Below are 25,800 nucleotides of genomic sequence, written 5' to 3' on the forward strand. Positions count from 1 at the left end.
TGCTTTTACGTTCTTCAAATAAGGAAAAGAGTGCTCCTGCAGCTACGATAGCCGGGAGTGCTCTTTTTATATAATTTAGCTCCAGATACAGTTTGGCGGGCCGATTGAAAAGTGACTCCTTGTTAGGGTGGATCATCTCCAGCTACAGCATGTGTTGGTCTCCCCGATGATCGTTGTAAATCTTTATTTATCTTCATTACCTCAGTGAGTAATTTATGACAAATTAACCATTTATGCAAGTACGCCTTGTAATTTTACTTACCGGTAAATATAATTTATTAGAATTGACCCATAAGGATGGTGAAGCAGTTTGGATGTATGGATATACTCCGCACTTACTCTTGTTTATTTGATACTTGTTGTTTGGATGGCCGTCGATTTAACCCAGAGGAAGCAATGGCTCGCGTATTCCAGTTTTCAGCTATTCGTAGCGTTCAGCTTGGCATATGACAATGGAATTATTGCTGTAGGTAATTTGATAGGGGATGGGGAAGTGTTAATGGTCCTCAGTAGCCTTCGATTTTGGCTACATGCCTTTGCTACCCCTACCCTTATTCTTGTTGGCTACCATATCTTGCGCAGCTCAGGTGCCAAGTTTGCCAATAGAAGTATAACGAGTGTGGTGGCATGGCTGATAACTTTAGGTTTGGTTATCTACCAGATTGTAGGTTTTACTTTATCCGAGGTTAAAAATCTCAAGGTTATAGAAGAGTATGGAGTACTGAGATATATGGCAGAAGGTCATGGAGGTCCGCCGATGATGGTGATCATCGTGGGGCTTGTTCTGTTATTTGTTAGCCTGGTCGTTCTTTTCAAACATAAATGGGTTTGGCTGTTTGTTGGAACTGCCTTGTTGTTTGTAGGGCAGTTAATCTCCCTGCCAGTGGAAACCGGTACTTTAACCAATGTTTATGAGCTGATCCTCATCCTCTCGATTTGGAGAACGACTACATTTTTGAAGGATTCAACAGATCATCGCCGTCGTTAAGCTCTGATGCATCAGAAAAGACTGGCCAGTAAGATAAAGGCCAGTCATCTGTGTTCGTTTATTTCATTTTTTTGTTCAAGTATCCATAGTATCTGATGAGGCAGACGCAGCACTTACCGAGTCACGATAGATGATGTTGCCTTTCACATGTACACGGCCGAAACTGCGGTTTGGGTTGTCGACCTTTTTGAGCATGGACTGAACTGCCGTGCGTGCCATCTGTTCCACATCCACTTCGACGGTTGTGAGCTTGGGATCGGAGAGCGTGGCATAGATATCATTATCAAAACCAACAACAGAGCATTGGCCAGGCACCTGAATATCCATGGAAGTCAGTTTTTGAACGAGCAGATGAGCGACCTGATCACAGTTGCATACAAAAGCGGTTGGCAGCTGTTCCGGCAGATCAATCTCAATAAACGTACCCCGTTCATCCCGATCATTCAGAACCAGATCCGGATTCATCGGCAAGCGATGTTCCAGCAAGGATTTGTAGTACCCGAGGAATCGGTCCTGGATGCTGCTCGTGGAATACAGGTTACCTACATAAGCAATGTTACGGTGGCCCTGCTGAACCAGATAGTTCGTCAGCTCATAGGCAGCGTAGAAGTTATCAGTAACGACGGAATCGATGTCCGAATGTTCATCGTAGAAGTCGAGAAACATTTTGGGAACTTCCATCGATCGCACCAGTTCAATATACTCTTTGCTGATCTGTCCGAGCACGATGAAACCATCGACCTTGTTATCGCTGTACAGCTTGGGCAGTGTTAATTCCTCCTCATCCTCCACATTCAGAATGTGCAGAATGCCGTAGTAGCCCTGTTCCTCCAGATGTTTGGTGATGCGCTGGAACACGCGTACATAGAACGACTGCGTAGGCCCGGTAAAACGCTCTGGGATAATTACGCCAATATTATGGGTCAAGCCTTCCTTCATCGAACGGGCAGCAGCATTATACCGATAGCCCATTTCAACAGCAAGCACTTTAATTTTTTCCTTTAATTCGCCACTCACGCCATCTTTATCATTCAATGCTTTCGAGACGGTCACACTGCTGACCCCGAGCCTGTCGGCGATATCCCGCATGGTGATATTGTTCTTCAGTATGGTCGCCTCCTTCAAGCCGGTATAGGCACAATGTGCTGTCACTATGATGAACACTTTCTTCCAACATAATAACAATCCATATCAGTATACATCGTTACCCACTTGGAATAAAGCCATTCTGGCTGTTGTTTAGCTAATTTTCAGCACATTGCAGGTTTACCTGAGAGGACGCTCTACCGATGTTATGTCAATTGTTTCTGTAAAAGCTTCTCATTCTGTTCAATCAGCTGACCCCGCTGGCTGGCACAATCCAGGGAACGATATGGATCAGCCGGTGTATTGAACGTATAATCGACTAGTTTTTCCAGCGTGGTTGTTGCCACATGACAGCGGGTATCACTGGAAGCGTAATAGATAAAGACTTCTTCCTTCTCATTGACCACAGCACCGTGGCAGAAAATAACATTGGACACATCGCCTACCCGCTCATCGTCATAAGGAGCAATGAAGTGGCCGCCCGGCTTGGCAATAATACGCGCCGGATCATTCAGATCCGTAGCAAAGGTGTATAACACATAACGCAGGCCTGCCGCGGTGTTCCGAACTCCGTGAGCAATGTGAATCCAGCCACGATCCGTCTTGAGCGGAGCAGGGCCTTGACCGTTTTTGACCTCATAGACCGTATGATATTGCCGTTCGTCGATAATCGTCTCTTCATGAATGACAGGGTTTAAGATATCCTCACACAGACCAAAGGCGATTCCGCCGCCACTGCCTGTTGAGATGAAACCGTCCTGTGGACGGGTGTAGAAGGCATACTTTCCATCCACGAATTCCGGGTGCAATACGACATTGCGCTGTTGAGGGGAATTCGTTGTGATGTTGGGCAACCGTTCCCAGCTTATAAGATCCCGTGTACGAACCAGTCCTGCCTGTGCAACTGCGCTGGATGTATCAAATGCAGGAGCATCCGGGTCTTTGCGTTCCGAGCAATAGATGCCATAGATCCAGCCGTCTTCATGTTGAACAAGGCGCATATCATACTGATTGGTTTCATCCGCATCGATATCTTCCCAGACCAATGGTTTACCCGTGAAACGGAATCCGTTAATCCCATTGTCACTCTCGGCGAGTGCAAAGATTGATTTGCGATCCAATCCTTCCGTACGGATGACCATGATGTATTTGCCATTGAAATAGATGGCTCCCGGATTCAGTGTTGCGTTAATGCCCAGGCGTTCCATGAAATGCGGGTTCGTCGTCTCATCCAGATCGAATCTCCAATGCAGCGGTACATGATGGCGAGTGATAACTGGATATTGGTACCGATCATATACGCCGTTGTAGAAGGAAGAATTGATCTCATTAGGGCGAGTAAGCAGCTGCTCCTGTTTCTCCAGTAACTCCTTGTATTTCGGGTGTATCATTCTGATCCCATCCTCTCAATTAGTTCAATACAGAATCTGCTATTGTGATACGGGCATTTCCACGGTCCGGCAATTTCGCTCTGATCCGGTGTTCCGTTTCCATCAACCGACCAGTACCATTCCCCACCAGCGCGCTGATCAATGATGTTTTCTTTTGTATAGGTCCACAAGCGTTCCACTCTCTCCAGAAACAATGGATCACCTGTACGCTGATATGCATTATAGAAACCGACCATCGCCTCGGCCTGAACCCACCAGATTCGCTTCTCATCGATATGTTCACCTTCTTGTTCATTGAGCAGGGAACCATCCGCATTCACGGCTACATTGGAGATGTTATAGGCAATATCCGTTACCATCGCCGCATACTCCAGATGTTGTTCCATCCCCAGCACTTTCAGTGCTTCGTCGATTAGCCAGCTGGCCTCAATGTCATGTCCGAACGAGCGGAGATCAATGATGGATTCCCACTGTTTGTTGAAAAATACCCCGAGAAACTTGGTGTTTTGGTCATACACCCGTTCATATAGAATCCCGAGCAGGCGTTCCAGCGCCGCCTTCACTTGTTGATCCGGCCACACGCGATAGAGCGTGGTGTAGGCCTCCAGCACATGGATATGCGTATTCATTGTGTAATCCGCAATCACCCCATTTTCGCTCAGCATTTCATTAGGCTGTTCCTTCCATGTGCGATCAAATTGTTCCTTGTACGCAGGTAGTTCGGCATCCAGACCTTTGTCCTCGATTAGAGAAAAAAGCGTTTTCGCAAGTTCCAATGCAGAAGCATCCCCGGTAGCACGATAGTACTCACTGAGTGAATACACGCCGAATGATTGCGTATACACATGTTTGCTCGTGTCCAGTGCTTCCCCTGTGTAATCTACCATCCAGTACATACCGCCATATTCGGTGTCCATCACATGATCAGCGAGAAACCGATAGGCGTGCTCCGCGTGATCGCGCCATCTTTCGTTTCCGGTAACCCGATAGGCTGCTGCAAAAGTCCAAAGTTGCCGTGCCGTGGCGATCCCGCCTTTGGGGGCCTGCTGGTTAACCTGAAGATCATTGCCAACCCAGCCGTAGAATCCACCGTGGGTTGTATCTTTAAGGTTGGACCAGAAGGGTAAAATCTGCTTCTCCCAATGCTCCTTAATCTCAGATTGAAGTTCGGTTGTTTTTGTATTCATAAGTGAGCACTCCTTCAGAATGTTACATCAATCTCATTTAGTTAAGTTAACGGTAACTTTATTAATCAATATTAGTGCTCTGAAAAACAGATGTCAACGAAATGCATCGCAATTTTTCTTGTTAAGTTATAAATAATTTAATTGACAGGTAAGCGTTACCATAATAGAATTCATTTTGTAACCTTAACGATAACCTAATTAACTTAAGAGAGGGGCCGAAACAATTGAGAAAAAACAAAGGTTGGATGATGTTGCTGACGATGCTACTCATCACTTCACTACTTGCTGCATGTTCATCCGGAGGTGGATCTTCGCAGGCAGGGGAGGAGATCAGTACAGATCCGGCAGATATCAAGGGCGAAATTACCGTCCTTACACAACGTACAGATATTGTTGATACCGTATTTAAAGATTACGCTGCTGAGTTCAATAAGGAATACCCGGATGTCAAAGTGAACTTTCAGGCACTGGCAGACTATGAAGGACAAGTGAAAATCCGTATGAGCACCAAGGATTATGGTGATGTACTGATGATCCCGACCAGTGTTCCGATCGCAGATATCCCGGACTTTTTCGAGCCGCTCGGCACTTACGATGAATTGAAAGACAAATACACAGCCATTGAAGAACGCATGGTGGATGGTCAGGTCTACGGTATTCCTACCGTAATTACGTTCTCTGGAATCATTTATAACAAACAGGTCTTCAAAGACGCAGGCATTATGGAAGTTCCCAAAACACCGGAGCAATTCCAGGCTGCGCTTCAACTGGTCAAAGACAATACAGATGCGGTTCCGCTCTACACCAACTATGCATCCGGCTGGGCTCTCACCCAATGGGAATCGGATCTGCCAACCGTTGCAGGCAGTGTGGATTACGTTAACGTGGACCAACCGAACACAGATGAGAATTTTGTGCCTGGTCAGCCGCATTATGAACTATATAAAGTGCTCTATGATGCAGCCAAGAACGGTCTAATCGAGAAAGATCCAACGACAACCGACTGGGAAAGCTCCAAAGCGGATCTCGCCAAAGGCAAAATTGCCACAATGGCACTGGGCTCTTGGGCCATCACACAGATTCAAGGGATGACGGATACACCGGATGACATCGGATTCCTTCCTTTTCCAACCAATGCAAGTGAGGTTGTGGTTCCGCTCTCCGCCGACTATAACATCGGCATGAACGTGAACAGTGAGAACAAACCTGCTGCCAAAGCATGGATTGACTGGTTCCTGGCGAAATCGAACTATGCAGTTGAACAGGGCGGCGGTATGGATGCAGACAAAAACGCGGAATTACCACCAATTTTGGATCAATATAAAGATGTGAAATTCTCCACACTCACGCCTGCCAAAGAAGGTCAGGAAGGTCTGGTCGACAAGATTGATAACGAAGGCGAAATCGGTCTCTGGCAGCCTGACTTCAAGAAACGCATTATCGAAGCAGGTATTGGGAACCGCAAGGAATCGTATGACGACATCATGAAAGATCTGAACGAGAAGTGGGTCAAAGCAAGAGCAGAACTCACAAAATAATTGGATTAACGTAAGTGGATCAGGTGATGAATGGACTGCGGGGATATAGGAAGCCATTTGTGAATGGAGTATGTGGTATTTGAAAGCATGATGCCCATGCTCTTCCCCGGCAGTTATTCCGCAGGAATTCCATTGGACGGGAGTCTTTCGATATATAGGCGGGAGAACCGCTTGGAGGTGTGGAGAGCATGAAGTACTTAAAACTTTCGAATTGGGGCTACTCAGCGCAACGCATATTTATCATCTGTGCCTTCTCAATTATTCCGCTGGCGTTGCTGTTCACGTTTGCATACTTACCGGTCATCAACATGTTCAAATACAGTTTCACTGATTGGAACGGATACAGCAAAAGGTTTGATTATGTTGGCTTTGAGAACTACACGCGCATATTCAGTGATCCCGAATACTTCAAAGTATTTATTGTCAGCTTGTATTACTTCGTGGCTACGTTCTTACAGATGGGCTTGGCGCTTTACTTTGCCACCATTCTGAGTTTCAAAGTTCGAGGCAAAAACTTCTTCAAAGGCATACTGTTTTTCCCTTATTTGCTGAATGGGGTAGCCATCGGTTTTATCTTCCTCTTTTTCTTCAAACCGGACGGTACACTCGATATGCTCATGCATGCTGTAGGGCTGGGACAATACACGCAGCTCTGGCTCGGTAATCCGAATATTATCAACGTGTCACTCGCAGGTGCATCAGTATGGAGATACATGGGCTTCAACTTTATCATTTTCCTGGGTGCAATCTCTTCCATTCCGAAGGATGTGTATGAAGCATCCGATATTGATGGCGCCAATCGCTGGCAGCAATTCCGCCACATCATCCTGCCAAGCATTACACGTATCCTGCAGCTCAACCTGATCTTGGCGATTAGCGGCGCAATTAGTGCGTTCGATATTCCATATATCATGACCGATGGTTCCAACGGCAGTATGACATTTGTAATCCAGACGGTTCATTTGGCGTTTAAATATGGCAAGCTGGGACTGGCATCCGCCATGGCTGTGGTGCTGCTCTTGATCGTTATTCTCGTTACGCTTGTGCAGCGCGTCACCATGAAAGGGGAGGAATAAACGTGACACAACTCAAATACACCCTTGCGAGCGTGGTTAAATATGCTTCCCTGGTGCTTGCGGCGTTTATCGCGCTGTTACCGATCGTGGTCATCCTGTTTGCATCTCTCAAAACGAATGCGGAATACGCTACCAGCAGCCCGCTTGCCCCGCCAGCCAACTGGCTGAACTTCGCGAACTATGCGAAGGCTTTTGTGGATGGCAACATGCTGGTTGGTTTCAAAAATACAATTATTATCCTGATCATCTCTATTATAGGAGCGACCTTAACGGGCTCCATGATCGCGTATGTGCTGGATCGGTTCAAATTCAAAGGTAAGAAAATCATGGTCGCGGCATTCCTGCTCGCTACCCTGATTCCAAGTGTTACGACACAGGTCGCCACATTCCAGATCATCAACGCGCTCGACCTGTTCAACACACGCTGGGCGGCCATCGTGATGTATCTGGGTACAGATATCATCGCGGTTTATATTTTCTTGCAGTTCCTGTGCTCCATCTCAAGTGCACTGGATGAATCCGCCATGCTGGACGGCGCTTCGTACTTCACGATCTACTGGAAAATCATTCTGCCACTGCTGAAACCGGCCATTGTAACGGTCATTATCGTGAAGGGTGTGAACATCTATAACGACTTCTACACACCGTTCCTGTACATGCCAAAGACCGATCTACAGGTCATATCCACCGCCTTGTTCAAATTCAAGGGACCGTTTGGATCGCAGTGGGAAGTCATCAGCGCCGGCATCATGATCGCCATTATTCCAACGATGATCATCTTCCTGCTGTTACAGAAGTACATCTACAATGGCTTCGCGCAAGGCTCAGTTAAATAAAAAAACGAAAGGCTATATGAAATGCATATGAGAATACACAGGAACGAAGAGGACAGAAAAAAGCTGGAGAAACGGAGGGGACGCTAAAAGCTTTCTGAAAGAAAGCGCGCTCCGTAAGCATACGCTATAACCGGATTTTTCCCTTTTATAAGGGGATCAAAAAAAATCTGGGGATAACGGCGATCGGAAGGTTGTTCTGTCATCAAAGTGGTCTAGTGCAATTTTAAGTATTCATTTCATAAAGCCTAACCGAAGGGAGAAATGAAAAATGTCAGTTGCCGAAACGAAAAACGTACACATTGTTGGGGATGCTTTGCTGAATATGCCGTGGGAGAACAAACCGGAGGGAACGGAAGGCCCGGTATGGAGACATTCGGCGAACCCGGTGGTTCCGCGTAATCCGGTCAAAGGTATTGCCCGCATTTTCAACAGTGCTGTTGTACCATATGAAGGAAAATTCATTGGTGTATTCCGCGCCGAAACCGTTAATGGACGTCCACACCTTCACATGGGCGCAAGCGAAGATGGTCTGGAGTGGACAATTGAAGAGGAACGCATTGCATTTGTAGATGAAAATGGCGATCCGTTTATGCCGAACTATGCGTACGATCCACGTTTGGTCAAAGTCGAGGACACGTATTACATCATCTGGTGTACAGACTTCTACGGCGCAGCACTGGGCCTGGCCAAAACAGATGACTTCAAAACATTTGTCCGCCTCGAAAATCCAATGCTGCCGTTTAACCGTAATGGCGTGTTATTCCCACGCAAAATCAACGATAACTATGTAATGTTGTCCAGACCAAGTGACAGTGGACACACGCCATTCGGGGACATTTTCCTGAGTGAAAGCCCGGATCTCGTGTATTGGGGCAAGCATCGTCATGTGATGAGCAAGGGCGGCCAAGGCTGGTGGCAATCGGTAAAAATTGGCGGCGGGCCTGCTCCGATCGAAACGTCCGAAGGCTGGCTGATGTTCTACCATGGCGTCACTGGGACCTGTAATGGTTTTGTCTATAGCATGGGTGCGGTCATTCTGGATCTGGATGAGCCCTCCAAAGTAAAATATCGTTCCTCCAACTTTGTGCTGACACCGGAAAAATGGTACGAAGAACAAGGTTTCGTTGATAACGTCATCTTCCCGTGTGCAACACTGCATGATGCCGAGACCGGACGTATCGCTATCTATTACGGCGCCGCCGACACGTATGTGGGCGTGGCTTACACAACCATCGAAGAGATCGTGAACTATGTGATCGAGACGGATGAAGTCATCGCCGGAGATCATGAAGAGGGCAAGCTGTAATGCATATGGATTATATCAAGGGATTTACATTTGGCTGGATAAGTGGCAAGGGTGACTTCCGTAAGCCGGAAGCCAAAGAATCTTTGCGCCTGATGGCAGAACGTACAGGCAGTTCTCATGTTATTTTTGCACTGGCGGCACATCAGGATCATCCGCAGGCGGTAGAGGTCAAGTATCGGGGCACACATCTGGTGGAGGATGATGAACTGGTGGACATGATGCGTTATGCCCGTACACTCGGGCTGCGTGTCATTCTGAAACCAACCGTCAATTGTACCGATGGCACATGGCGTGCACATATTAACTTTTTTGATATCGATGTACCTTGTGAGCCGAAGTGGAAGGATTGGTTCCGTAGCTACACAGCATTTCAGAAGCATTATGCAGCGATTGCAGAGCAGGAAAAGTGTGAGATGTTCATTGTTGGCTGTGAGATGGTGCAATCCGAGCGTCGGGATGAAGAGTGGCGCCAGGTGATCGCCGGTGTGCGTGAAGTGTATACTGGGCTGGTGTCATACAACACGGACAAATATCAGGAAGGTCATGTGAAATGGTGGGATGCCGTGGATGTCATCTCTTCCAGTGGTTACTATCCCATCGGAGATTGGGAGGCACAGCTGGATCGCATTGAACAGGCGATTGCTCCCTATGGCAAACCCTTTTTCTTCGCGGAAGCAGGCTGTCCCAGCCGCAACGGATCGGCCCAGGTTCCAAACGATTGGGGGCTGGAAGGCGAAGTCAGCGCGGAGGAACAGGAGCGTTTCTATGAAGCGATGTTCCGGCATGTCAGTCAGCGTGACTGGGTGCGCGGATTCGGTCTATGGGATTGGAGCGCACATCTGCATGCGGAGAAGGATGCGCTGACCGATGACGGATACGGGGTGTATGGTAAGCCCGCGGAGAAGGTTATTCGTCGGTTCTATGAGGGCATCGCTGTAGAAGTTTAAATGAGAAACAAGAAGGCGTATGAAGATGGATTTCAGTGATATATCTGCATATGTACTTTCGTGATTTCCATGCTGTGAGCAAGGAATAACAGATTATGATGGAGCTTATTTTTTTAGTTGTAATTCACATTCATGTCAAGAAGCCTTTACTCCCACAGGAAAGGTTTTTTGGCTATTTTAGTAACAACACATACCATGTCGAATTTTGTTGACAAAAGGAGGGCTCCTGCCTATTCTTAATGGATGAATATGATAATCATTATCATAAAATAGAGAAAAGGGGTTCAACATTCATGTCTGTACAACATCGCAAATCTTCGGCCCTCACGCTGGCAACTATGCTCTTGTTGCTACTCGTTATTGTGGGTTGCAGCAATACAGGAAGTGGAGATGAATCCTCATCTGCTGCTTCGGATCAAACATCTACGAAGTCGATTACGATGTCATGGCCACGTGATATCGGTACAATGAATCCGCACACGTACAATCCTTCGCAATTATTTGCCCAATCCATGCTCTATGAGCCACTGATCAGTTACCAGAAGGACGGAAAACTGGAACCTGCGCTGGCAGAATCATGGACCATCTCCGATGACGGCAAAGTATATACATTTAAGCTTCGCCAAGGTGTGAAATTCTCAGATGGTACACCATTTAATGCTGAGATTGTGAAAAAGAATTTTGATGCTGTGATGAAAAATAAAGCTACACATAGCTGGCTGGGCATTGTAGGTGTGCTCGACAAGACAGAGGTTGTGGACGACCACACGTTCCGGTTGACACTCACAGAGCCGTACTATCCTGTTCTTCAGGATTTGTCTGTGGTTCGTCCTTTCCGCTTCCTGGGTGAAGCCGGATTCCCGGATGACGGAGATACATCCCAAGGCATCAAAGAGCCAGTTGGAACGGGCCCGTGGATGCTGGCTGATTACAAGCAGGACGAATATGCTGTTTTCAAACGCAACCCGAATTATTGGGGAACCGCACCGAAGGTGGATCAGATTACGGTTAAGATCATCCCTGATGCAGAAACCCGCGTGCTTGCTTTTGAAAAAGGTGATCTCGACCTGATCTATGGTGAAGGTATGATCAGTCTGGATGCGTTCCAACAGCTTCGTGACAACGATAAATATGTGAGTCAGCTGTCTGATCCGGTAGGTACGCGAGATCTGCTGCTGAATTCCTCCAATCCGAAGCTGTCTGATCTCAGAGTACGGATGGCGCTCCAGCAAGGATTTAACAAAAAAGCGATGGTGGAAGGCATCACTCTGGGTCTGGAAGAACCGGCAGATACGGCACTATCCAAAAACTACCCATACACCAATGTTGACCTGAAACCGATCGAATATAATGTGGAACAATCCAAAGCTTTATTGGATGAAGCGGGTTGGAAGATGCCTGCGAATGGTAGCGTTCGTGAGAAAGACGGCCAACAGCTTGAATTCGAAATGATTTTTGACAAGACGGACCCGATTCAGAAAGCGATGGCTGAGACCATTCAGGCGGAATGGAGCGAGCTTGGGGTTAAAGTAAACCTCACTGGGCTGGAACTGACGGTACAGATCAAACGTTTGAAAGCCAATGATTTTGACCTGTATTTCTGGTACAACTATGGTGCTCCGTATGATCCACATTCCTTCATTAACGTTGTAGCGAGCCCAGGATTTGGTATCTCTGAGACGCTCAGTGCCTTGCCGATGAAAAAGGAACTGGACGAGCAGGTACATGCCGCACTATCATCAACAGATGAGACGAAACGTCAGGAGCTGTATGGCTCCATCCTGACAACACTTCAGGAACAATCGGCGATTGTCCCCATCTCGTATGTTAAGAAAACGGCGGTATATCAGAAGAAAATTTCCAACTTTATTTTCCCGGCAAACCGTGATGAGAATCCGTTTGTAGGCATTGAATTGGGCAACCAATAAGTTGTATTTACTTTAATTTCGGAGTGGTAAGGCCTTGGCAAGGTCATGTAGCTTGATAAAAGGGAGGAAGTTTTGTTGATCAGTTATATCGGTAAACGAATGATCGCGATCATTCCTATCGTATTTATCGCTACACTTGTTACCTTTGCGCTTATTCATATATCGCCAGTTGATCCAGCCGAGGCTTATCTGACAGCCGCTCATATCTATCCAACACCGGAGCTGCTTGCGCAAAAGCGGCATGAGTTCGGTCTGGATCAGTCTTTATTAACCCAGTATGTGCATACGATTCAGAAGATTGCCAAGCTCGACTTTGGCACCTCATATCTCACCAACAAACCCGTATGGGATGAAGTGAAACTAAGGATTCCCGCTACGGCTGAACTAGCCTTCTGGAGTATATTGTTATCGGCTTTGGTGAGTATTCCCTTGGGAATACTGGCGGCGGTGTATAAGAATAGCTGGATTGACATGGTCAGTCGTGCGATTTCCTATTTAGGAGCATCTATTCCGCAATTCTGGCTCGGTTACTTGCTGATCTTCTTTTTCTCAGTGAAATTGGACTGGCTGCCTGTGGAGGGGCGTGGATCGTGGGAGAATCTGGTTCTGCCTACGATTACTCTCTCCTTGATTCTTATTGCGGTCTACACCCGATTGTTACGTTCCAGTGTACTGGAGCAATTGCAGGAGACATATGTACAGTATGCGAGAACACGCGGAATTCGCGAAAGAGTGATTATGCTCAAGCATGTCCTGAAAATCGCCATATCGCCCCTTATTACAGGAATGGGGATGAGTATGGGCAAGCTGCTCACAGGCACCATTATTGTAGAGCAGGTGTTTTCCTGGCCTGGGTTCGGACGTTATTTTGTCGATGCGATATTTAATCGGGATATTCCCGTTATTCAATGTTATGTCTTCCTGGCGGCCTGCCTGTTCATCGTATGCAATCTGCTCGTTGATCTGGTGCAGCTCGTTATGGACCCACGGATTTCAGCGAAAGGACGGGCAGAACATTGATAAACAAATGGCGTGCGGTATTTAAAGGGCAGAGAGCCATCCAGATCTGCTCGGTGATCATATTGCTTTTCTTCGTGATCGCGTTATTAGCCCCATGGATTGCTCCTCATGACCCGGTGAAGGTGAATCTGTTGCAGAAGCTGGCGAGTCCATCGCTTGAGCATTGGCTCGGAACGGATCATCTGGGACGCGACAATCTCACTAGGCTGATGTATGGAGCGAGAGTGTCGCTTGGATTTGCTACCCTGATCTTCCTGTCATCTTTGCTCATAGGTGTCATTGTAGGTTCAATCTCCGGTTACCTTGGTGGTTGGGTGGACAGTCTGTTGATGCGCTTGTGTGAAGGCATTATGGCGTTTCCGAATCTGGTGCTGGTACTCGGTATTGTAGGGATCTTTGGTCCAGGTTTGATGCAGGTGCTTCTAGCACTCATGATGGTACAGTGGGTGTATTATGCACGTATCTGCCGGAACATGGTCGTTAGTCTGAAAGAACGGAACTTCATCGCAGCGGCGCGGATTAGCGGCTCCTCTTCGTGGACGATTATTCGGAAACATATCATCCCCAACGTGCAGCGTCCGATCGTTGTGATGGGTACTCTGGAGATGGGGTGGGCGATTATGGATATATCTGCTCTGTCTTTCCTGGGACTCGGTATTCAACCACCGAATGCAGAATGGGGCGCTATGATTCATGAGGGGACAGGTTATATTCGCAGTCATCCGGAGTTGATGATCTACCCGGGGGCATTGATTCTGCTCGTAGTCATTACGTTCAACATTTTGGGAGAAGCGTTATCCGAGCGTTATGGCATTGCAAAAAGGTAGTGGTTCGGAATCGAAGGCATATGAGGGGTGAACGTAACGATGGATGATGCAGCGAAGGTACTCGAAGTTCGTGGTCTGCAAGTGAATCTAAGAACAGCGGAGGGTTCAGTCCCGTTACTGGAGCCCATTGATTTTGAATTGAAAAAAGGTCGTGTCTTCGGTCTCGTCGGTGAGAGTGGCAGCGGTAAGACCGTTACATGTAACGCGTTGCTCCATCTGCTTGATCCGCGCAGGATGGAAGTGTCGGGCAGCATCCACCTGAATGGACGGGAGCTTGGCTCGTTGTCAGGTGAGGAGATGCGGCGCATCCGCGGCAAGGAAATCGGATTTATTATGCAGAATCCGATGAATGCTTTTACACCCGTATATACGATTGGATCTCAATTCATTGAAACCTTGCGTACGCATACGGGAATGTCCAGAGCAGCTGCCAGGGAGCGGGCCATTGCTGCCTTGGCAGATATGAACTTACCCGAACCAGCTAAACTGATGAAGCGATATCCCTTCCAACTGAGTGGCGGTATGTTGCAGCGTGTGATGATCGCCATATCGATGTGCCTGCGACCGGCTTTGGTTATTGCTGATGAACCAACGACGGCACTGGATGTCGTGAATCAGTTCAAGGTGCTTCAGGAATTGGATCGGCTACGTACGGAGTATGGCACATCCATCTTGCTCATCTCCCACGATCTGGGCGTGATCTCGCAAATGGCGGATGAAGTCGCGGTCATGCAGAAGGGGCGAATTGTGGAGCAGGCAGATGTGTACCAACTGTTCGATCACCCGCAGCATGAGTATACCCGGATGTTGTTAAATGCCAGACCCAGTATGTCTTTGGGACGATAGCGAATGACAGATGTGATGAAGCGTTCAGTGAGTGTTTAGATCGGGTATGAACTGTATTTTGAGTGGGTAGCGGAGGGGTGGAATGAACATGGTGATGTTTAAATTCGGCTTCTTCGGAGATTGCTTCTGCCAAGTACAAGAGAGGAGGATGACCTGATGCTTCAGGTACGTGGAGTAAGCCATAGCTATGGCAAACGCAACTGGCTGGATCGTTCGGGAGCGCGTCCTCCTGTGCTGGCAGATATCTCACTTACGATCGAAAAGGGTATGTGTCTGGGGCTCCTGGGTACGAGCGGGGCAGGTAAAAGTACCTTGGGTAAAATCATTCTTGGTCTGGAGAAGCCCAGCCAGGGTCAGGTTTTGTTTCAGGGTCAGGATATCTATCGATCCAGCAAACCCGTGCTTAAGGGATTACGGCGCGATCTGCAGGTCGTATTCCAGGACTGTTATTCGGCTGTGAATCCACTCATGACTGCCGCGCAGATCATCGGTGAGCCACTGGATAATTACGAGCGATTTTCGGCAAAAGAACAACTTCGTGTGGTCGGACAACTGCTTGAGCAGGTTGGGCTTACACCTGAGGATGGGAGCAAGCTTCCGCACCAGTTCAGCGGTGGGCAATTACAGCGAGTTAACATCGCACGAGCCATTGCGCTCAAGCCAAAGTTAATCGTACTGGACGAGTCGATCAGCAGCCTGGATATGGTGCACCAGACGCAAATCCTATCCTTACTGGGAGAGTTAAGAGCATCCTACGGGTTGTCTTACCTTTTTATCACACATGACATTCGAGCTGCCATGACGATCTGTGACCGCATTGCCGTGATGGATCAGGGAAAGCTGGTATATAGCGGTGATGCCGGGGATTCGGTAATGCAGTCTGATCATCCGGCTGTGCAGCAGTTGGTTACAGCTATTTTGCCTGAGCATCCATCAGGTCGTATTTCGTTTAGGTAATGCGTTGTTTGTATTTGTAGATGGGCAAGTCGCTAACGAACCGAGTCAGTGTTAAATGGCGATTTAGCGTGGAATGCAAAATGTAACGAACCTCAGTGAAGTTATTCCGGTGCAAACTAGTTTAAAATCATTAAATGATACACAGATCGAGGATATAACGCGTCTACGATTCGTTAAACCTCAGACTTATCGGAAATGGCGCTAATAACGTGTTTACGGTTCGTTAGATCATAATGAATACTAAAAGGGTTGTCCCCTACGTCTTGTTCAAGACGTAGGGGACAACCCTTTTTTTGTAACTGGGAATAGGCACATTTCTGCTTTCTGTTATAAGTCAGACTATAATTACAATTGTGCCACTTGCAGATTACAGGACTACCTTCAAATTGCGCGTATCCACAGATTTTTGATTTAACTTACAACGTGAAAATCTGGAGAGAAGTATATACTTCCCATGAGGCTTTCTTGCAGAAATCTTTACCCCATCTTCCGCCCAAGCTGCTCAATCTTATCAAGCCAATTCTTTCTCTGTTCATCTGACTTTTTACCAACTTGATCTACAGTTGTTATCCGCACAGGTTTGATGCCAGTCAGTGCAAATGTGGAGATTTTCATCATTTTATGCGCAGGCTCACCTTGGAACCATTTGAAGTACCAGCTTGGACCATCCATCGTGGTGATCATGCGAGCGGTGCGGCCTTTGAGCAGTTGATCCGGGAAAGGTTTTCCTTTTTGATACTTGAAGGCGTAACCTGGCATGAAGATTCGGTCAACGAAACCTTTCAACAGGGCAGGCGGTCCTCCCCACCAGATTGGGAATACCCATACAAGATGCTCAGCCCACTTAATCGCTTCTTGAGCTTGTAGCAAATCTGGTTCAAGTGGAAGTTTATTACGATATCCTCCCTCCAGATTCATGTTGAACGCCAACTCGTTCAGGGTGATCATGCGGACGTCGGCACCCGCCTGCACCGCACCTTTACGGTAAGCTTCGGCTAGTGCGCCGTTGTAACTGGGGGAGACGGGATTGCCTTGAATAATTAATATTTTTTTCATGGAAGATGACACGTCCTGACTATTTTAGTTAATGAACACTAACCTCATGTGCAAAAAGAAAAGGTCACGTGTGACCCGGTAATCCATTCTTATATCCTAATGGTATGCTGACGATTCTCTTTAGAAGTTATTCAACAAGTCCGTATTTGATTACAAATCATGCCTAGCAGCATCATCTGCATCGAATATGGGATTCAGCCGAAATAAGCGGAAACTTACGAAGGTTGTTTCCTTCGGAAACAATGTAGTTGCTCACGTCGTTTTCCCTACGCTCCGCTAATCCATTTCTAGCTTCATCCCATCTCCATTGTTACTCCTGGGGTACCTGCCCTAACATCGATGCAAGTCTGTGAACCGTTTCCCCCGTATAAGGTACCAACAGCTCCGGTAGTTCACCTTGCATACTGGAGACCGCCATACGTGTAATTGCACCGATCACCAGCACGGCTGTGAGCCGTGAATCCTGCTGAGGCAGTTCGCCCCGCATCATTCCCTGATCGATCAGATCCATTAACGCATCCAATGGCTGACGGTAATCCTCGCTGCTTCCGGCTTCAATGAATATTTCATGATTCTGTGAAATCAGCAGCAGTCCGTAGGGATCTTCATCATGCAGATGGAGAACCTCGGTAACCAGTTGCTTGAAGCGTTCCAACACCGGACCTTCCTGTCGAACATACCCGTCAATCAGTGCAGTATAGTCGACACAGTATTGGGTGAAGGCTTCCAGGGCAACGGCATCTTTGTTTTTAAAATGTTTGTAGATCGCCGCATCGGTTACTCCGGCGGCGTCACCGATCTCTTTGACGGATATGCCGTCAACGCCTTTGGTTGCGAACAAGCGCATCGCCGCTTGTAGGATATCTTTCTTTTTGCTATCCACATGAGATTTGTTCTTCATGATTGTATAGTAAGTGATTACTAACCAAAATGCAATAAGCAATTTTGAAACTCTGAATTGAGACACTGAATAAGCGCTTACGACCAAAGCTTGCAGGCTTGTGAGCGGCAACGTATGATGAATAGAAATCAACATCGGAGTAGCAGGGAGAACGAAATGGATGGTGGGTAGCGTGAACGAAGAGTTGGATGCATACAGCTGGGTGACGCCCGAAGGAATGCTGAATGATCAATATATAACAAGCCGTGAACAGTTGTATAAAGGAATGAACGGACGATATGTGGAGCGATTCACTGTTCCTAGCGGTGAAAGTTATATTTTCAAACCGTTAACGAATCCTGTACAGCATGGACGGGAACGATGGATGTACAAGCGTGTGATGTCTGGCTTACCACCAATCTATCCGCAACTCATTGCAGCGTCGGATCTTACCATTGCTCCAGCACAGAGCTGGATGATCTACGAGGATCTGGGGCAACTGGTACATGATTCGCAAGAAGCGACGATGCTCGGCGTAGCGGCACATATGGCAGCATGGCATGCATTGCCTGTTACGGATTGGAGTGAGCTGCCTCGCGTGGGCCAGAAACCGTCTATTCGCACAATATTGGATGAGTTGCAAATGCACAGACAATCTACGGATGACCTGTTGTCCAGACTGGATATGGGGTTGTCTTCATCGGATTGGGACAAGATTACCACGTTGATCGTCACAGCTGAGGAGCAACTTCCAACCGTTTTGTGTCACGGAGACCTGCATCCCGGTAACATGGCTGAGGTGGACGGCAGACTGGTCATCTTGGACTGGGAGCATGCCCATCTGAATACGCCACTGTGGGATATATATCATCTGGTGGATCTCTCGCATCCACTGTTTCCCAGAACGGTTACGCCTGCATTGCGAGAGCGGGTTATGGATGTTTATTTGGACAAACTGGGGAGCTTGGGCGTACAGATTGAACGGGTTTCTTTTGCAGAATGGTACGACGCTTATGCTATTGTATTCTCACTCTGGATGCTGCGTTTAATTGATGGTGACCTGAGAAGTGAGGAATGTGTGTGGCCGAAGGAACAGTTGCGTAACCAGTGGCATGAGACGGCAGCGACGCTGGAACAGTGCATGAAGCACTTGGATGAGGAATAGAAATGAGGGGTGAGAAGCTTGCGTAAAGTCGGACTTGTTATGCGTAAAATTCAATTCACGGAAGCACAGGGGCCACGCGTATTTGCGGATCGGCTGAAGCAGATTGGTCTGGAGTTGGGTGTTGATATTGTGTTCATCTCACCGGAGCGTCATGTCAGCGGATACGACTGGTTGCCGGGTTATGAGCATGAGAAAGGTGACCTGGTGAACTACGATATCGTGCTGGACCAGATTCATAGCCAAAATATAGAGCATGTCATCTACACCGTATCCGGGTTTACGTTTTTGAAGATGTTCTTACCAAAGAGTGTATTGTTCCCGCACAGTTTCCCCGATCCCGCGCTAACGGGATATGAGATGATGAAGCCATTTTATACGATGGTGGATAAAGCGATTGTACAGACGGAGTTTTTAAAAACAGAACTGGGTCGCAATTTCGGTGTACATGACGTGAACGTTATTCCGATTGGCTTTAGCGAAGAGCTGGCGAACCGGCACTATGATCCGAGTCAGGTTGTGCATAATCGGGTGCTCTGGATCGGTCGGGATGAGGCGAATCGTCGCCCGGATTTAGTTCTGGAATATGCTCGGCAGAACCCGGACAAGGAAGTATATATGGTGTTTGGCGGTGTACGCTATAAGGAAACCATGAAGAAGTACGACATTCCTTCCAACGTGAAGCTGAAGTTTGCGCTCACGCAGGATGAGATATTTACGTTGATGAACTCATCCAAGGTGTATTGGAACTGTTCGGCCTTTGATACGTTTGCGATGCCGCTGACGGAAGCGATGGCGATGGGCAAAATGGTCGTGAAACCGGAGCATGCTTGCTACGGTCACATTCGATCCACGCATGCATTTGCAGGCAACGAGGATAACTGGTTTGAACTGGTGAACATGGCTGCGGCTGCGCCGCGCAGTGTGTCAGAAGACAACCGGGAGTATGCGTTTGGTGCTTTTTCGCGCACGAAAATGAAAGAAGGGTACCGGAACTTTTTCTCGGATTGGTTGAAGTAACGTAAGGTCTGTAACAAAGGGCTTAATCCATCCAGCAACAGGAGGGGAACCTTATGGAAGTACTGATCTTGTGGACATTGGGAATGTGGGCGGTGCTGCTGCTGATTGAATGGCTTATCTACCGGTTGCAAGGACGCCGAATGACGTGGGTACAATATATATTGCCATGTGTGGCCTTGCTCGGCGGTGCCGTTGTAATCATGATCAGCATCGATATTGGCGGGTGGAACGGCATCGGATATGCCCTGCTGGGCGCATCACTGGGTACCGCGGGAATGTTAACACTCATTACGGTAGCGATCAGGGATGTAATGCTTCGGCGACGGGGCAGGAATTAAGCGTAAGAATGAAACTACTGTACAGTATGATTGAATTGGGCGAAGGGATGGTTGCGGAAACGCATTCGTCTGTGATATATTGACATTAATTATGACAAGGGAGGTGAAGACAGGTGAATCACGAGATGCTTAACAACCGTATTAGCCAGCTGCCGATTGCTATGGCTGGCATTGTTCATACTTTTCTGACCAACGGGAGAAGTCTGTCCAATTTTGAATATACGGAAGTTAACATTTGCGAGAAGATGCCTGCCTTGACCTCTTTCGGACGATAAGCGATATTGCTTGAATTCTGAAGGGCCGCGGAGCTAACCTCCTGCGGCTCTTTTTGTGTTGCGGTCAGGATCTTCCATACCATAGGAGGAACCTTATTATGATAATGATTAGCGCGCAACAACTGACTCAATACCACGGAGCACATCTGGTGCTGGACGGCATTACGTTTGAAATTATGGAAGGTGACAAGGTCGCCCTGATTGGCCGCAACGGAAGCGGCAAGACCACACTTATGCGCCTGATGGCAAGACTGAACAAGCCGGATGAAGGGCAATTGATGATCAAGAAAGATACACGAATGGGATATGTGGCTCAGGTTCCAGAAGGATTGGATGACCATACCGTACTGGATGTACTGAGTCTTGGATTCAAGGAGCTTATGATATGTCGCACGCAAATGAAGGAAATGGAGCAACAGATGTCCGATCCGGCATGTGCAGCAGACCCTACTCAATTGGAGCGCCTACTGAAACGCTACGCGGCACTGCAAGACCAGTTCGAGCGTGAGGGTGGATACGAAATGGATGCCCGGATCGATCAGGTGGCGGACGGTTTGGATATCGCCAAGGCACACTATGGTTGGCGCTTTGGTTCCCTGTCTGGTGGGGAGCAGACTCGGGTGGTTCTGGCTTCACAGCTAATCGTAAGACCCGACCTGTTATTGCTGGATGAGCCGACAAACCATCTTGATCTGGAGCGGGTTGAGTGGCTGGAAGGATTTTTACGAGAATATCCCGGCACCATTGTCCTGATCTCGCATGATCGCTATTTTTTGGATCGGGTCGTGAATCGAACACTGGAGCTGGAGGATGGAGAAGCGGAAACATCTGCTGGCGGTTATACGGAATATATGAAAGTGAAGGAACAACGGCTGTTGCAGCAATTCGAGGAGTTCAAGGAGCAGCAGAAGGTTATCAAAAAAATGAAAGAAACGATCCGCCAGTTAGAGGAGTGGGGCCGAGTTGGTGGGAATGAAAAGTTCTTCAGACGGGCGGCTTCTATGCGTAAAGCCATCGAGCGGATGGAACAGGTGAAGCGTCCTGTACTGGAGCGCCGAAATGCCGAGTTCGATGTGCGTCCTACGGATCGAACGGGTAAACGGGTAGCGGTATTGGAACAGGTCGAGAAGAGCTATGGTGAGCGTGAAATCCTGCACGGGGTCTCGGGTCTGCTGGAATATGGAGATAAAATTGCACTCATTGGCCGCAATGGCTCCGGCAAGACGACACTGTTCAAGCTGTTGCTTGGTGACGAGCAGCCCAATGCGGGCAAGCTGGAGTGGGGGGCGCGTGTGGATGTCGGGTATCTGGCTCAACAGGAGGAACCTACGAATCCAAAGCTGAATGTGCTCGAATACTTCCGTCTAGAAGCAGGCGTGGAAGAGGGAGAGGCTCGCGGAATTCTGGCACGATATTTGTTCTATGGAGCGGATGTATTCCGCTCTGTCGGGCAATTATCTGGCGGGGAATGGACGCGTCTGCGTTTGGCTCTGCTGGTGCAACGTAAACCCAATGTACTGTTGCTCGATGAGCCAACCAACCATCTGGATATCGCATCGAGAGAAGCGCTGGAAGAGTCACTGGTTGATTTTGAAGGAACCGTACTTGCCATCTCGCATGATAGGTACTTCGTCAATCGCCTCGCTTCCCGTGTCTGGGAACTGGAGGACGGTCAGATGACCGCTTATCTGGGAGACTATGAGGCGTATCGTGAGAAGAAGCTTGATTTGCAAGCTCGTGCGGCGGCGACAACTCAGGCTACAGCAGGCGTGGGCGTTTCTTCTCGTGGGAACACCAAGTCAGAGATGAAGTCAGGTTTAACGTCCGCGCCCGGCGGGACTGCCAGATCAGGGAAGAAGCCAGGAGCAACCTCGACAATGAACGGATCCACTGTTGTAGCTGCCGGTGGAAGTCATGATCATAAAGCTTCTACTGAATCAGGTAAGGCGTTGACTCCTTCGGCAGCAACTGCATCGAAACATAGAAGTGGCAGTGGCAACCAACAATCTGCGGAGAAGCTGGAACAGACGTTGGCTCGTCTTGAGGCAGAGATTCAGGTGCTGGATCAACAGTTGGAAATGGTGCAGAACAATCCGCTTGAACTGGAACAAATCTGGAATGATCGCGAGCAATTGTCCGCTGAATATAATGATGTATTGGCACAGTGGGCTGAGTTATAAGTCAGAATGGCATGAGCATAAGATTAAAAAAAGTGCGGTCGGAGAGTCTTCTCCGGCCTTTTTGAACTGGATTACATACTAAAAGTAGAAAACAGTATGTTATTTCCTGCTTCGTTAATCGGAGAACGAAGGTAGCCAACATGTTCTTTATTACATGTCATGGTGAATAGAATCAATTTCATAAATCACTAAAAATGAAGTTTTGTAACTACACATAGACAAATTAAACCATTTTGATCTATGTCTAGCCTTGATTTGAAGCAGCTAAAGGTACTATGAAATTGATTCACTAGTGTAACTTTTTTCCTTCTGATGCGTTAAATACGTTTGTATGAATTGAAACGGCTCACCTAAGAGCTCGCAAAAAGGGAGGTTATCGGTATCTATTATTCATTGACGTATCGGAGTTGGTCGGATGATCGACAGGCGGAGACGGGGGTGCTGGAACAGGCTTCAGTCACACGAGATGAACTGTTCATGCGCAAACTGGTGGATGCCACCCTGGTGAAAAACAAACTCTGGGCGCATCTGTCCAATGAATGCCAGGATGGGCGGGAACATGCAGTATACGTGACGGCGTATGACCAACAGATGCCGGACGAGTACGGTGCAGCCATTGCGGATGCTGCGCTGGCGATGTGCAAAATGTCTTCCATGTATAGTGCAGAGTATATGTTGTGGAATGGAAGTTCATTTCAGGAATTGGAACTCACAGTATCCTCCACCTATACGATGGAGCTTGCCGAACAACTGCTGGACCATTACATGGTTCGCGGTGGCAAGACGTATGAGTTCCTGTATTCCGTGCTGGATGCGGATCGCAAGAAAGTGTTGTTTTATATGAAAGAGGTGGATCTGTGATGAGTGACCAAGAGCGGGGGCAAGCATCGAAACCCGGATCAAAAGCAAAGTTGGTTGCTTTCTCCCTGATGCTGGCGGTTCCTGCCGTGTTATCCGGTTGTGGTAGCAACAATGATGAATGTGACCCGGAGTATGATACCGGATGTGAATATGATTCCAGCAGTGGGCACTATTACTACGGTGGGTCGTCGTATCGAAGCAATAAGGACAGTAACAGCTCCTATAGCAAATCCAAGTCCAAATCAAGCGGCTTCGGTAGCTTCTTCCGCAGCTCGGGAGGATAACCGGATGAGGCAAGTGGTTCAACTACCGTTAAGTCACGAAGAGGTATTTCAGGGTGAAACGGAACAACAGATTCCATATCATCGAATGTACGGGAAGCAATATTGTGTGCCTGCATTGACGGTCTATTCTCCCTCGGAGATGCAGGAGCTGCGTGCGGCAGCCGAGGCGGTAGACGGCATTTACTGTAAAGTGATGCGATTTATCCAGCAATATATGCCGGATTCTTTTTTAGAGCATCAGTTGGGTATTCATCCGGGGCTTATCCCGGCGGCACGTATGGAGTTGGTAACTGGAGGCATTACCCGTCAGGACTGGATTATCGGAGAAGCTGGGCCCAAGTGTATTGAAAATAATACGGACACTCCAACGGGCATACCGGAGGCTGCTGCATTGGAAAATATCCTGGTCGGTCTTGCTGAGGATGCCGCGTTAACTGCGCCATCTGCCGAGATGGATACACGTATTCGGGAATGTTTCAAGATGTGGCTGGAATTCTATACAGAGCAGGGATTAAAGGGTCCGGTGACATTCACTTCTTTTGGCGAACATGTCGAAGACCGAACGAATACGGAATACCTGATGAGACGTTGTCAGGAAGCGGGATACGAGGTTTTCTATGCTCCACTTGAGGAACTGGAGATTGTTCCGGGAGAGGCGCTTTACCATAAGGGTCGGGAGATTAATCTACTGTATCGCCTTTATCCACTGGAGTATCTGATCGATGATCGAGATGAGACGACAGGGGTGGAGATTGGGGCTGCGCTGCTTGAACTTGTACGGGAGGGACGACTAGGCCTGATGAATCCGGTTCAGCATGTACTGATGCAGAGCAAAGGTTTCATGGCGGCAATCTGGTCGCTCTACGAGCGGAACGAGCAAACCCCGGAATATTGCGGGTTTACCCTCTTTGATGAAGCAGAGATGGACGTGATCTCCCAATATCTGCTGCCTACCTATTTTTCGACAGAGCCTTTCGAGCTGAACGCCACGCCATATGTAGCGAAGAGTTATTGGGGGCGCGAAGGCAGAGGAACTCTTTTGCTGGATGAAGGAACGGACAATGCCTTTGGAAAGCAGGATAGGGAGCATCCTCTTAAGGAGGCGCTGGAATCCAATCTTGCATCTGGGGCAACGGACGAGGATGAAGAAATTACAGCGTATTACGAAAATCAGCCCAAAATCTATCAGCAGCTGGTTCCGATGGAACAGGTTGTGATTGAGACGGAAGCTGGAGTATACAACGGTTATCTGCTTACAGGAGTGTTTGTTATCGGTGGGCGTTTGGCTGGGATACTACCACGGGTCGGGGAGAAAGTAACCGGAGATATGGCCTATTATTGCGCGGCTACGGTTAGTGAACGGATGAATGATGAGGAGGAGAAGAAGGAATGGAAAACTTGGGATTAAACCTCGTGAATGTGGCGGTGGGTGTAGGCATTCTGCTGGTGATATTGGTATGTGGATATTTTGCTTTTAGCAAATTGACCCGGTATAACGATAGTGAGGAAATTGCCAAAGGTAACGAGGCGGCAGGCATGTACATGGGCAGCAAATTGCTGGGACTGTGTATTATTGTGGGCATGGTATCTTTCTCGACGCATTCGTGGTTGGATATGCTGCTGTGGTCGGCGTTTGGAATTATTGTGCTGTGCCTGGTCTATATTATATTTGATTTCCTGATTCCAAAAATGCGGGTGTGTGACGAAATTGCACGAGGCAATATGGCGGTAGCCCAGCTGCTGCGTTCGATTATCATCGGCGTTTCCATCGTCATTGGTACGTTTTTGATGTAAAATAAGACATAGTGTTT

The 25,800-nt window shown here is 47.9% G+C and carries 25 protein-coding genes; 20 read left to right on the forward strand and 5 right to left on the reverse strand.

The window, feature by feature from the left end; all coding sequences use genetic code 11:
• Positions 1-310 precede the first annotated feature (310 nt).
• Positions 311-988: a hypothetical protein gene (locus tag CXK86_RS05390; protein ID WP_101313507.1), complete on the forward strand. Its 678-nt coding sequence runs from the start codon at positions 311-313 to the stop codon at positions 986-988.
• A gap of 75 nt (positions 989-1,063) precedes the next feature.
• Here CXK86_RS05390 and CXK86_RS05395 read toward each other — a convergent pair whose 3' ends face one another.
• From CXK86_RS05395 to CXK86_RS05405, 3 genes are all read right to left on the reverse strand, one after another.
• Positions 1,064-2,152: a substrate-binding domain-containing protein gene (locus tag CXK86_RS05395; RefSeq protein ID WP_373888054.1), complete on the reverse strand. Its 1,089-nt coding sequence runs from the start codon at positions 2,150-2,152 to the stop codon at positions 1,064-1,066.
• Positions 2,153-2,280: 128 nt separating this feature from the next.
• A complete protein-coding gene (locus CXK86_RS05400; RefSeq protein ID WP_101313508.1) occupies positions 2,281-3,465 on the reverse strand; it encodes a glycoside hydrolase family 130 protein in 1,185 nt (394 codons plus the stop codon).
• Complete coding sequence (locus tag CXK86_RS05405; protein ID WP_101313509.1) at positions 3,462-4,652, reverse strand: AGE family epimerase/isomerase; 1,191 nt, start codon at positions 4,650-4,652, stop codon at positions 3,462-3,464. Before CXK86_RS05405 ends, CXK86_RS05400 begins: the two co-directional genes overlap by 4 nt.
• 224 nt (positions 4,653-4,876) lie before the next feature.
• On the opposite strand from CXK86_RS05405, the gene CXK86_RS05410 reads away from it, so the two are divergent.
• The 10 genes from CXK86_RS05410 (at position 4,877) to nikE (ending at position 15,933) form a co-directional block, all read left to right on the forward strand.
• Positions 4,877-6,190, forward strand: a complete 1,314-nt coding sequence (locus CXK86_RS05410; RefSeq protein ID WP_101313510.1) for an ABC transporter substrate-binding protein — start codon at positions 4,877-4,879, stop codon at positions 6,188-6,190.
• A gap of 188 nt (positions 6,191-6,378) precedes the next feature.
• Complete coding sequence (locus tag CXK86_RS05415) at positions 6,379-7,266, forward strand: carbohydrate ABC transporter permease (protein WP_017691677.1); 888 nt, start codon at positions 6,379-6,381, stop codon at positions 7,264-7,266.
• A gap of 2 nt (positions 7,267-7,268) precedes the next feature.
• Positions 7,269-8,102 carry a carbohydrate ABC transporter permease gene (locus CXK86_RS05420; protein WP_076251871.1) on the forward strand — a complete coding sequence of 278 codons (834 nt, stop codon included), beginning with the start codon at positions 7,269-7,271 and terminating at the stop codon, positions 8,100-8,102.
• Positions 8,103-8,370: 268 nt separating this feature from the next.
• Entirely contained in the window at positions 8,371-9,408 is a 1,038-nt protein-coding gene (locus CXK86_RS05425) for a glycoside hydrolase family 130 protein (RefSeq protein ID WP_076251869.1), read from the forward strand.
• A gap of 5 nt (positions 9,409-9,413) precedes the next feature.
• Positions 9,414-10,355, forward strand: a complete 942-nt coding sequence (locus CXK86_RS05430) for a glycoside hydrolase family 113 (RefSeq protein ID WP_101313569.1) — start codon at positions 9,414-9,416, stop codon at positions 10,353-10,355.
• Positions 10,356-10,648: 293 nt separating this feature from the next.
• On the forward strand, positions 10,649-12,283 hold the full coding sequence (gene nikA, locus CXK86_RS05435) for a nickel ABC transporter substrate-binding protein (protein WP_076252219.1): 1,635 nt from the start codon (positions 10,649-10,651) through the stop codon (positions 12,281-12,283).
• Positions 12,284-12,358: 75 nt separating this feature from the next.
• Positions 12,359-13,303 (forward strand): nickel ABC transporter permease subunit NikB, encoded by a 945-nt coding sequence (gene nikB / locus CXK86_RS05440; protein WP_076251867.1) that lies wholly within the window; start codon positions 12,359-12,361, stop codon positions 13,301-13,303.
• Positions 13,300-14,130, forward strand: coding sequence for a nickel ABC transporter permease subunit NikC (gene nikC, locus CXK86_RS05445; protein WP_036606611.1), 831 nt, complete (start codon positions 13,300-13,302; stop codon positions 14,128-14,130). Before nikB ends, nikC begins: the two co-directional genes overlap by 4 nt.
• 39 nt (positions 14,131-14,169) lie before the next feature.
• Positions 14,170-14,976 carry a nickel import ATP-binding protein NikD gene (gene nikD / locus CXK86_RS05450; RefSeq protein WP_076251865.1) on the forward strand — a complete coding sequence of 269 codons (807 nt, stop codon included), beginning with the start codon at positions 14,170-14,172 and terminating at the stop codon, positions 14,974-14,976.
• Between the two features lie 156 nt (positions 14,977-15,132).
• Positions 15,133-15,933: a nickel import ATP-binding protein NikE gene (nikE, locus tag CXK86_RS05455; RefSeq protein ID WP_076251863.1), complete on the forward strand. Its 801-nt coding sequence runs from the start codon at positions 15,133-15,135 to the stop codon at positions 15,931-15,933.
• A 477-nt stretch (positions 15,934-16,410) separates the two neighbouring features.
• Here nikE and CXK86_RS05460 read toward each other — a convergent pair whose 3' ends face one another.
• Both CXK86_RS05460 and CXK86_RS05465 read right to left on the reverse strand, forming a co-directional pair.
• Positions 16,411-16,989 carry an NAD(P)H-dependent oxidoreductase gene (locus CXK86_RS05460; RefSeq protein ID WP_076251861.1) on the reverse strand — a complete coding sequence of 193 codons (579 nt, stop codon included), beginning with the start codon at positions 16,987-16,989 and terminating at the stop codon, positions 16,411-16,413.
• Positions 16,990-17,299: 310 nt separating this feature from the next.
• A complete protein-coding gene (locus tag CXK86_RS05465; RefSeq protein WP_036671691.1) occupies positions 17,300-17,890 on the reverse strand; it encodes a TetR/AcrR family transcriptional regulator in 591 nt (196 codons plus the stop codon).
• 160 nt (positions 17,891-18,050) lie between these two features.
• Between CXK86_RS05465 and CXK86_RS05470 the strand changes: the two genes are divergently transcribed.
• The 9 genes from CXK86_RS05470 (at position 18,051) to CXK86_RS05505 (ending at position 25,783) form a co-directional block, all read left to right on the forward strand.
• Positions 18,051-19,034 (forward strand): phosphotransferase family protein, encoded by a 984-nt coding sequence (locus CXK86_RS05470; protein WP_101313511.1) that lies wholly within the window; start codon positions 18,051-18,053, stop codon positions 19,032-19,034.
• A gap of 18 nt (positions 19,035-19,052) precedes the next feature.
• The gene (locus tag CXK86_RS05475; RefSeq protein ID WP_047840852.1) at positions 19,053-20,051 is read left to right on the forward strand and encodes a glycosyltransferase; all 999 of its coding nucleotides are present in this window, start codon (positions 19,053-19,055) and stop codon (positions 20,049-20,051) included.
• A 53-nt stretch (positions 20,052-20,104) separates the two neighbouring features.
• Entirely contained in the window at positions 20,105-20,389 is a 285-nt protein-coding gene (locus tag CXK86_RS05480) for a YesK family protein (RefSeq protein ID WP_076251857.1), read from the forward strand.
• Between the two features lie 113 nt (positions 20,390-20,502).
• The gene (locus tag CXK86_RS31990; RefSeq protein ID WP_017691697.1) at positions 20,503-20,664 is read left to right on the forward strand and encodes a hypothetical protein; all 162 of its coding nucleotides are present in this window, start codon (positions 20,503-20,505) and stop codon (positions 20,662-20,664) included.
• Between the two features lie 98 nt (positions 20,665-20,762).
• Positions 20,763-22,844: a ribosomal protection-like ABC-F family protein gene (abc-f, locus tag CXK86_RS05485; RefSeq protein WP_076251855.1), complete on the forward strand. Its 2,082-nt coding sequence runs from the start codon at positions 20,763-20,765 to the stop codon at positions 22,842-22,844.
• A gap of 393 nt (positions 22,845-23,237) precedes the next feature.
• Complete coding sequence (locus CXK86_RS05490; RefSeq protein WP_083684547.1) at positions 23,238-23,705, forward strand: hypothetical protein; 468 nt, start codon at positions 23,238-23,240, stop codon at positions 23,703-23,705.
• Entirely contained in the window at positions 23,705-23,989 is a 285-nt protein-coding gene (locus CXK86_RS05495) for a hypothetical protein (protein ID WP_036671603.1), read from the forward strand. Before CXK86_RS05490 ends, CXK86_RS05495 begins: the two co-directional genes overlap by 1 nt.
• Before the next feature lie 4 nt (positions 23,990-23,993).
• Positions 23,994-25,397 carry a glutathionylspermidine synthase family protein gene (locus tag CXK86_RS05500; protein ID WP_101313512.1) on the forward strand — a complete coding sequence of 468 codons (1,404 nt, stop codon included), beginning with the start codon at positions 23,994-23,996 and terminating at the stop codon, positions 25,395-25,397.
• Entirely contained in the window at positions 25,379-25,783 is a 405-nt protein-coding gene (locus CXK86_RS05505) for a DUF350 domain-containing protein (protein ID WP_076251851.1), read from the forward strand. Before CXK86_RS05500 ends, CXK86_RS05505 begins: the two co-directional genes overlap by 19 nt.
• Positions 25,784-25,800: the final 17 nt, after the last annotated feature.

It is taken from the genome of Paenibacillus sp. BGI2013 (assembly GCF_002843485.1).
Lineage (GTDB): Bacteria > Bacillota > Bacilli > Paenibacillales > Paenibacillaceae > Paenibacillus > Paenibacillus amylolyticus.

What these genes read in the sequence shown, in the direction of transcription:
- CXK86_RS05400 (WP_101313508.1), bottom strand. Translation starts at nt 3,465, where the DNA reads ATGATACACCCGAAATACAAGGAGTTACTGGAGAAACAGGAGCAGCTG.
- CXK86_RS05405 (WP_101313509.1), bottom strand. Translation starts at nt 4,652, where the DNA reads ATGAATACAAAAACAACCGAACTTCAATCTGAGATTAAGGAGCATTGG.
- CXK86_RS05415 (WP_017691677.1), top strand. Translation starts at nt 6,379, where the DNA reads ATGAAGTACTTAAAACTTTCGAATTGGGGCTACTCAGCGCAACGCATA.
- CXK86_RS05425 (WP_076251869.1), top strand. Translation starts at nt 8,371, where the DNA reads ATGTCAGTTGCCGAAACGAAAAACGTACACATTGTTGGGGATGCTTTG.
- CXK86_RS05430 (WP_101313569.1), top strand. Translation starts at nt 9,414, where the DNA reads ATGGATTATATCAAGGGATTTACATTTGGCTGGATAAGTGGCAAGGGT.
- nikA (WP_076252219.1), top strand. Translation starts at nt 10,649, where the DNA reads ATGTCTGTACAACATCGCAAATCTTCGGCCCTCACGCTGGCAACTATG.
- nikD (WP_076251865.1), top strand. Translation starts at nt 14,170, where the DNA reads ATGGATGATGCAGCGAAGGTACTCGAAGTTCGTGGTCTGCAAGTGAAT.
- nikE (WP_076251863.1), top strand. Translation starts at nt 15,133, where the DNA reads ATGCTTCAGGTACGTGGAGTAAGCCATAGCTATGGCAAACGCAACTGG.
- CXK86_RS05460 (WP_076251861.1), bottom strand. Translation starts at nt 16,989, where the DNA reads ATGAAAAAAATATTAATTATTCAAGGCAATCCCGTCTCCCCCAGTTAC.
- CXK86_RS05465 (WP_036671691.1), bottom strand. Translation starts at nt 17,890, where the DNA reads ATGAAGAACAAATCTCATGTGGATAGCAAAAAGAAAGATATCCTACAA.
- CXK86_RS05470 (WP_101313511.1), top strand. Translation starts at nt 18,051, where the DNA reads ATGGTGGGTAGCGTGAACGAAGAGTTGGATGCATACAGCTGGGTGACG.
- CXK86_RS05480 (WP_076251857.1), top strand. Translation starts at nt 20,105, where the DNA reads ATGGAAGTACTGATCTTGTGGACATTGGGAATGTGGGCGGTGCTGCTG.
- abc-f (WP_076251855.1), top strand. Translation starts at nt 20,763, where the DNA reads ATGATAATGATTAGCGCGCAACAACTGACTCAATACCACGGAGCACAT.
- CXK86_RS05495 (WP_036671603.1), top strand. Translation starts at nt 23,705, where the DNA reads ATGAGTGACCAAGAGCGGGGGCAAGCATCGAAACCCGGATCAAAAGCA.
- CXK86_RS05500 (WP_101313512.1), top strand. Translation starts at nt 23,994, where the DNA reads ATGAGGCAAGTGGTTCAACTACCGTTAAGTCACGAAGAGGTATTTCAG.
- CXK86_RS05505 (WP_076251851.1), top strand. Translation starts at nt 25,379, where the DNA reads ATGGAAAACTTGGGATTAAACCTCGTGAATGTGGCGGTGGGTGTAGGC.